This is a genomic window from Nocardioides sp., from assembly GCF_035481145.1.
Taxonomy (GTDB): domain Bacteria; phylum Actinomycetota; class Actinomycetes; order Propionibacteriales; family Nocardioidaceae; genus Nocardioides.
The window spans coordinates 1-6,873 of the sequence record NZ_DATIHB010000188.1 but is presented as its reverse complement, the minus strand read 5'-3'; the positions used below and the strand labels follow the sequence as shown (position 1 = coordinate 6,873).

The 6,873-nt window shown below is 71.5% G+C and carries 7 protein-coding genes; 3 read left to right on the top strand and 4 right to left on the bottom strand.

Features of this window, described 5'->3' with window-relative positions:
• Nucleotides 1–98: 98 nt before the first annotated feature.
• The 3 genes from VLF38_RS15280 to VLF38_RS15270 all read right to left on the bottom strand — a co-directional run bounded on the left by VLF38_RS15280 (nt 99) and on the right by VLF38_RS15270 (nt 3,572).
• Nucleotides 99–317, bottom strand: a complete 219-nt coding sequence (locus VLF38_RS15280) for a hypothetical protein (protein ID WP_325272097.1) — start codon at nt 315–317, stop codon at nt 99–101.
• A gap of 108 nt (nt 318–425) precedes the next feature.
• Nucleotides 426–1,946, bottom strand: a complete 1,521-nt coding sequence (locus tag VLF38_RS15275) for an adenylate/guanylate cyclase domain-containing protein (RefSeq protein ID WP_325272096.1) — start codon at nt 1,944–1,946, stop codon at nt 426–428.
• Nucleotides 1,947–2,048: 102 nt separating this feature from the next.
• Nucleotides 2,049–3,572 (bottom strand): adenylate/guanylate cyclase domain-containing protein, encoded by a 1,524-nt coding sequence (locus VLF38_RS15270; RefSeq protein ID WP_325272095.1) that lies wholly within the window; start codon nt 3,570–3,572, stop codon nt 2,049–2,051.
• Between the two features lie 50 nt (nt 3,573–3,622).
• Between VLF38_RS15270 and ilvD the strand changes: the two genes are divergently transcribed.
• Both ilvD and VLF38_RS15260 read left to right on the top strand, forming a co-directional pair.
• Nucleotides 3,623–5,470 carry a dihydroxy-acid dehydratase gene (gene ilvD, locus VLF38_RS15265; RefSeq protein ID WP_325272094.1) on the top strand — a complete coding sequence of 616 codons (1,848 nt, stop codon included), beginning with the start codon at nt 3,623–3,625 and terminating at the stop codon, nt 5,468–5,470.
• Nucleotides 5,467–6,153 (top strand): GNAT family protein, encoded by a 687-nt coding sequence (locus VLF38_RS15260; protein ID WP_325272093.1) that lies wholly within the window; start codon nt 5,467–5,469, stop codon nt 6,151–6,153. The genes ilvD and VLF38_RS15260 overlap by 4 nt, the downstream gene beginning before the upstream one ends.
• Here the strand turns inward: VLF38_RS15260 and VLF38_RS15255 are convergent, their stop codons facing one another.
• Entirely contained in the window at nt 6,154–6,570 is a 417-nt protein-coding gene (locus tag VLF38_RS15255) for a VOC family protein (protein ID WP_325272092.1), read from the bottom strand. It abuts the gene before it with no gap.
• Nucleotides 6,571–6,626: 56 nt separating this feature from the next.
• Between VLF38_RS15255 and VLF38_RS15250 the strand changes: the two genes are divergently transcribed.
• Nucleotides 6,627–6,873: hypothetical protein (locus VLF38_RS15250; RefSeq protein WP_325272091.1), on the top strand; the 247-nt coding region annotated here is incomplete at its 3' end.

The window sequence follows — 6,873 nt, the reverse complement described above, 5'->3', positions numbered from 1 at the left end:
CGGCGCGCGGGAGGGAGGGCGCCGGCGGCAGACCCACCGTTGGTCTCGGCCCACGCCCCCGACGTCGCTCGCGACGGCGCCGGCTCGTCAGACACGTCCTAGGCCTGCTCCTGCACGGCGACATCGGTGGCGTCCGGCGCGGACTCGCGGAGACCGAGGCGGGCGGCGAGGAACTCCTCGACGACGATGCGCTGGGCGCGGGTGCGTGCGAGCGCAGTGCTCGCGACCATCGCGTTGCGGCACGCCTGCTGCTGCGCGGCGGTGGCCCACGAGTCGACGAGGGCGGCGACGCGCTGGCGGGGGATCTGGAGGAGCAAGGCGGGGGCTCGTTCGCAGTGTCGGTGAATCAGGACATTTCGAGGGTAGTGAGCAGCGGGGGACACGCAAACCCCGACGCGCGCGGAAGCGTTGCTCTCCAACACCGGTCAGGCACGGGTGACCGCGATCGCCGTCTCGGCCGCGCGCCCGCGGGCGCGAACCGCACTCTGGTGCTCCCACTGCTCGGCCTCCTGGCCGGCGGCCTCGAGGAGGACGGCGTTGGCGACGACCCGGCTGGGGAACTTCTTCGCCACCTCGGAGAGGCGCGATGCCTCGGTCACCGGGTCGCCGATCACGGTGTACTCGTAGCGCTCGGCGACGCCGACGTTGCCGACGACCATCTCGCCGGCGGTGACGCCGATGCCGGCGGGGACCTCCGGGAGCTCGGACTGGAGCCGGGCGCCGAGCTCGCGCGCCGCAGCCAGCAGGTGCGTCTCCAGGTCGTCGACTGGAAGGGGGATGCCCCAGACGGCCAGCGCTGCGTCACCTTCGAACTTGTTGATCCAGCCGCCGTGGGTGTGGACGACGTCGATGACGATCTCGAAGAACCGGTTGAGCAGGGCGACGACCTCGGCCGGCTCACGCTCGGTCGCCAGCGTGGTCGAGCCGATGACGTCGGCGAAGAGGATGCCGCCGTAGCGGGCCTCGCCGCCGAGCTGGACCCCGCCCTGCAGGGCCGCGCGCGCCACGTCGCCGCCCACGTGGCGGTCGAAGAGGTCGCGCATCCGCTCGCGCTCCCGCAGGCCCTCGGCCATCTCGTTGAACCCGGACTGCAGGAGGCCGATCTCGGTGGCGTCGTAGACCGGCAGGGTCGCGCCGAGGTCGCCGCGCTCGACCTGAGCGAGCGCGACACGGAGCTGACGGACCGGGTCGGAGGTCGCACGGGCGGCGAGCAGGATCATCATGCCGCCGACGCCGAACGCGATGGCGGTGAGGATGACGATCGTGCGGGCCACGGTCGACACCTCGGCGATCGTGTCGTCGGTGAGCAGCCGGTTGCCGACGAGGACGAGGCCGGCGACCGGCGCCGCGGTGCCCAGCCCCCACGCGAACATCGTCCGCGTCACGACGGTCTGCACCCGCATGCGCTCGGGTACGCCAGTGCGCAGCGCGACGCTGGCGAAGCCACGGAGCAGTCGTTCGCTGAGCAGGTACGCCAGTGCGCTGGCACTGACCCCTGCGATCGCGACGACCTGCGCGATGATCAGCGCCACCTGCGGGGTGTAGCGCATCCCGTTGAAGCCGGCGAAGACGCCGACGGCGATCAGCCAGCCGGCTGCGTGGAAGACGAGGGTCCACCGCGGGATCGTCAACAGCCAGAGCTTCTCGGTGTCGGTGGGCACCCGGCCTGTGCTCACCCAGCGCAGCATCGGCCGGGTGAGGAGGAACACGCACAGGTGGCCATAGGCGACGGTCGGGAGCGTGAGCGCCGCGGCCAGGACGAGATTGGCGCGGACTCCGGACTCCCGCACCTCCACCGGCAGCGGGATGACGAACGCGATCAGGCCGAAGACGATCAGGGCCCCGGCCAGGTTGATCGTCACCAGGGCGATGCTCGAGGTCATGTGGACGCGACGGGCCACCGGCTGAGCCAGGTAGCGGCGGCGGATCTCGTCGCGGAGCGTCACAGGGAGAAGGTACCGATCCTCTCCGACATCCGGTGCAGGACGGCCAGACTGGCGCAGAGCAGCAGCAGAGCAGCAGCAGAGCAGCAGCCGCACCCGCAGCAGTCAGGACAGGGGAGTGGCGAGCCGCGTGGTCGTGCCGCGGCCGCGGAGCTCCACCGCGCGTCGTTCGCGCCAGTGGTCCGCCTCGTCGCCCGCAGCGGCGAGCATCTCGGCGTTGGCAGCAACGCGCCCGCGACGGTGCTTGGCCAGGTCGGTGAGGCGGGCCGCTTCGTTGACCGGGTCGCCGATGACGGTGTACTCGTAGCGCTGGGCGGCACCCACGTTGCCCGCGACGGCCGTGCCGGCCGAGACCCCGATGCCGGCGTCCAGCTCGGTGATCTCCGACCGCAGCCGGCCGGCCATGACCCGTGCTGCACGGAGCGCCTGGGCCTCCATGGCGTCCACCGCGGTCGGTGCTCCCCAGATCGCCAGCACGCCGTCGTCCTCGAACTTGTTGATCCAGCCGCCGTGCTCGTGGACCACCTCGACGACGATCTCGAGGAACCGGTTGAGCAGCCGTACGACGTCGGCCGGCGCCCGGTCATGGGCGATCTCGCCGACGCCGATGATGTCGACGAAGAGGATCGCGACGCGGCGGGCCTCGCCGCCGAGCTGCACGGTGCCCTCGAGCCCCTCGAGTGCCGTGCGTGCCACCTCGCCGCCGACGTGGCGGCCGAAGAGGTCGCGTAGTCGTTCGCGCTCGCGGAGCCCGGTGACCATGGTGTTGTAGCCGGCCTGCAGGAGGCCGATCTCGGTGGCGTCGTCGACGGCGACCGTCTGGCCGAAGTCGCCGTGGGAGACGGCGGCGAACGACGCGCGCAGGGTGCGGACCGGGTCCGAGGTCGCACGCGCAGCGAGGTAGGTCGTCGCGCCACCGATGAGCAGGGTCATCAGTCCCAGCACGAACATCGTGACGGCCAGCTGCCGGACCGAGACCAGCACGCTGTCGAGGAGCGCGTTCACCCCGATGATGGCGAGACCGAGGAGCGGGACCCCCGTGCCGAGGAGCCAGGCGAACATCGTGCGCGCGGCAACGGTGCGCACGCTGAGTCGCTCGGGGACGCCGCGGCGCAGCGCGTTGCGGATCACCGGGCGCAGGAGCCGCTCGGTCACGAGGTACGCCACGGACGCCGCCACGAGCCCAGAGAGGGCGGTGATCGTCGCCACCACGAAGCCCAGCCGCGCGTCGTACGCCGCGTTGAAGCCGCCGAAGATGATGCAGGCGAGCGCCCACGCGAGCGCGTGGAGCAGGAAGGTCCGTCGCGGGATCGCGAGCAGGTTGCGCTGTTCGTCGGGAAAGGGGCGGCGTCGTTCGCTGAGCCAGGCGAGCGCGTCGGTGATCGCCCACCGCGCGCCGGCGGCGGCGTACAGCAGGATCCCGGGGAGCAGCAGGACGAAGAGGAGGGCGTTGCGCCAGACCTGGTTGGCGTCGTAGACGACCGGCAGCGGCACGACCAAGATCGTCAGCAGGAAGGTGCCGCCGGCGCCGAGCACGTTGATCGCCACGATCGCGAGGCCGGCGCGGACGCGGACCTGCCACGCGGGGGAAAGGCTGGCCAGGCGGCCGGGTCCCCAGGGTGTGCTCACGGGAAGAAGGTACCGACTCGGCGCGCCCACGCGCCGACTAACCTTGTCCCATGCCTCAGCTTCGCTCCGCCACGTCCACCTCCGGCCGCAACATGGCCGGTGCGCGCGCCCTGTGGCGCGCGACCGGCATGACCGACGGCGACTTCGGCAAGCCGATCATCGCGATCGCCAACTCCTTCACGGAGTTCGTGCCGGGCCACGTCCACCTGCGTGACCTCGGCAAGATCGTGGCCGAGCAGATCCAGGCTGCCGGTGGAGTCGCGAAGGAGTTCAACACCATCGCCGTCGACGACGGCATCGCGATGGGCCACGGCGGCATGCTCTACAGCCTGCCGAGCCGCGAGCTGATCGCCGACGCGGTCGAGTACATGGTCCAGGCGCACTGTGCCGACGCGATCGTCTGCATCTCCAACTGCGACAAGATCACCCCGGGCATGCTGCTGGCCGCCCTGCGCCTCAACATCCCGGTCGTCTTCGTCTCCGGCGGCCCGATGGAGGCCGGCAAGACCACCGCCATCGAGGGCATCGTCCACTCCAAGCTCGACCTGGTCGACGCGATGGTGCTCGCGGTCGACGACCGGGTCAGCGACGAGGTGCTCGACACCGTCGAGCGCTCGGCCTGCCCGACCTGCGGCTCTTGCTCGGGCATGTTCACCGCCAACTCGATGAACTGCCTCACCGAGGCGATCGGCCTCTCGCTGCCGGGCAACGGCTCGACGCTCGCCACCCACGCCAAGCGCCGCGCGCTCTTCGAGGAGGCCGGCCGCCTCGTGGTCGACCTCTGCAAGCGCTACTACGAGAACGACGACGAGTCGGTCCTGCCGCGCGCCATCGCCTCACGCGCCGCCTTCGAGAACGCCGTCGCGCTCGACGTCGCCATGGGCGGCTCGACCAACACGGTCCTCCACCTGCTCGCCGCGGCCCGAGAGGCGGAGCTCGAGTTCGACGTCCATGATATCGACGCGATCTCGCGCCGGGTGCCGTGCCTGTCCAAGGTCGCGCCCAACTCGCCGAAGTTCCACATGGAGGACGTCCACCGCGCCGGCGGCATCCCCGCCCTCCTCGGCGAGCTCCGCCGAGGTGGCGCGCTCAACGAGGACGTCCACTCGGTCCACTCGCCCGACCTCGACACCTGGCTGGGGGAGTGGGACATCCGGAGCGGCACTGCGTCGGAGAAGGCCCTCGACCTCTTCCTCGCCGCGCCCGGTGGGGTCCGCACGACCGAGGCGTTCTCGACGGAGAACGTCTGGGCCAGCCTCGACACCGACGCGGCCGAGGGCTGCATCCGCGACTTCGAGCACGCTTACTCCGCCGACGGCGGCCTGGCGATCCTGTCGGGCAACATCGCCCCCGACGGCTGCGTCGTGAAGACGGCCGGTGTCCCGGAGGAGTGCCTGACCTTCACCGGCACCGCCATCGTCTTCGAGTCCCAGGACGACGCGGTCACCGGCATCCTGTCGAAGCAGGTCCAGCCCGGCCACGTCGTCGTCATCCGCTACGAGGGCCCCAAGGGCGGCCCGGGCATGCAGGAGATGCTCTACCCGACGTCGTACCTCAAGGGGCTGGGGCTCGGCCAGAAGTGCGCGCTCATCACCGACGGTCGCTTCTCCGGCGGCTCCAGCGGCTTGAGCATCGGCCACATCTCGCCAGAGGCGGCCGGCCATGGCCTGATCGCGCTCGTCGAGGACGGCGACCAGATCTCCATCGACATCCCGAAGCGGACCATCCACCTCGACGTCGAAGACCACGTGATCATGGAGCGCCGCCTGCTGCAGGAGAAGCGTGAGAAGCCGTACACGCCGGCCGACCGCGACCGCTACGTCTCGGCTGCTCTGCGCGCCTATGCCTCGATGGCCACGTCGGCCTCCGACGGCGCCTACCGCCGCGTCCCCGAGTGACCCGCAGCGACGACACGGAGCAGCCGCTCGGCCCGGAGCTCCCGGGCTGGTCGCCGCGTCCGCGTCCTGAGCGGATCGAGCTCCAGGGTCGGTACGTCGACCTGGTGCCGCTCAGCTCGGCCCACTTCGCGGAGCTCTTCGCTGCGGTGGGAGGCGAAGAGCGCGGCCGTCTGTGGACCTACCTGCCGGTCGGACCGGCGCGCGACCTGCCTGCACTGTGGATGCTGCTGGCCGCCTGGCTGGAGCGCGAGCCGGTCACCTTCGTGATCGTGCCGAAGGGTGGCAGGCCCGAGGGCGTCGTCGCGGTGATCAACATCGAGGAGGCGCACGGCAAGGCCGAGATCGGCTTCGTGCTGTACGGCGACGCGCTGGCCCGCACACGCGAGGCGACCGAGGCAGTCCACCTGCTCCAGGCCCACGTCCTCGATGACCTGGCCTACCGCCGGCTGGAGTGGAAGTGCGACAGCCTCAACGGACCGTCGCACCGGGCCGCGCTGCGGCTCGGGTTCACCTTCGAGGGCACCTTCCGCAACCACTGGGTGGTCAAGGGGCGCAGTCGTGACACCGACTGGTTCGCCATCACCGACGCCGCGTGGCCCGCGATCCGGGCCCGACACGAGGCCTGGCTGGCGCCGGAGAACTTCGACGCCGACGGCCGTCAGGCCAGCGCGCTCGACCGCTGATCAGGGCAGGACGAGCTCCCCGATCGGTCCGGGGTTCCACGCGATCTCCCAGCGGAAGCCGTCGGGGTCCGCGAAGTAGCCGGTGTAGCCACCCCACGCGCGTTCGGTGGCGTCCGCGACCGGTTCTGCCCCGGCCGCGCGGGCGGTCGCGAGCACGGCGTCGACCTCGGCGCGGGTGGCCACGTTGTGCGCGAGGGTGAGGGGAGGGACGCCGTCGCGTGCGGGCGCGGTGCCGACCTCCGCGGTGAAGGCGGCCTCGTCCCAGAGCGAGAGCACCAGCAGAGGCCCGGCGCGGAACATCAGCACCTCCCCGGGCACCCACATCTCCGGTGCCCAACCGAGCCCGTCGACGTAGAACCGGTGGGTCGCGTCGAGGTCACGCACCGCGAGTGTGACGAACGAGATCCGTTGCTCCATGTCCTCACCGTGGCATTTGGTCCCGGGCCGACGCGAGGGCTGGGACAATTCGGAGCATGCCCGACCCGCGTAGCCCCGACCCGAGCAGCAGCGTCGACCTGGCCCGCCTCCGCGCAGAGTACGCCGCCCGTGTCCCCGGCTGGCAGGCCCCGGCCACGTGGGCGCTGGTGGTCGACGGCGAGATCGCTGTGGTCAACCGGCTGGGCGGCAAGCACGGCCTGTCGGCGCTCTCGCTCGCCGTTCCGCTCGGGCACGACGGCTCCTCGGCGACCCTGCCGGTCACGGCTGCCCAGGTCGCCGAGG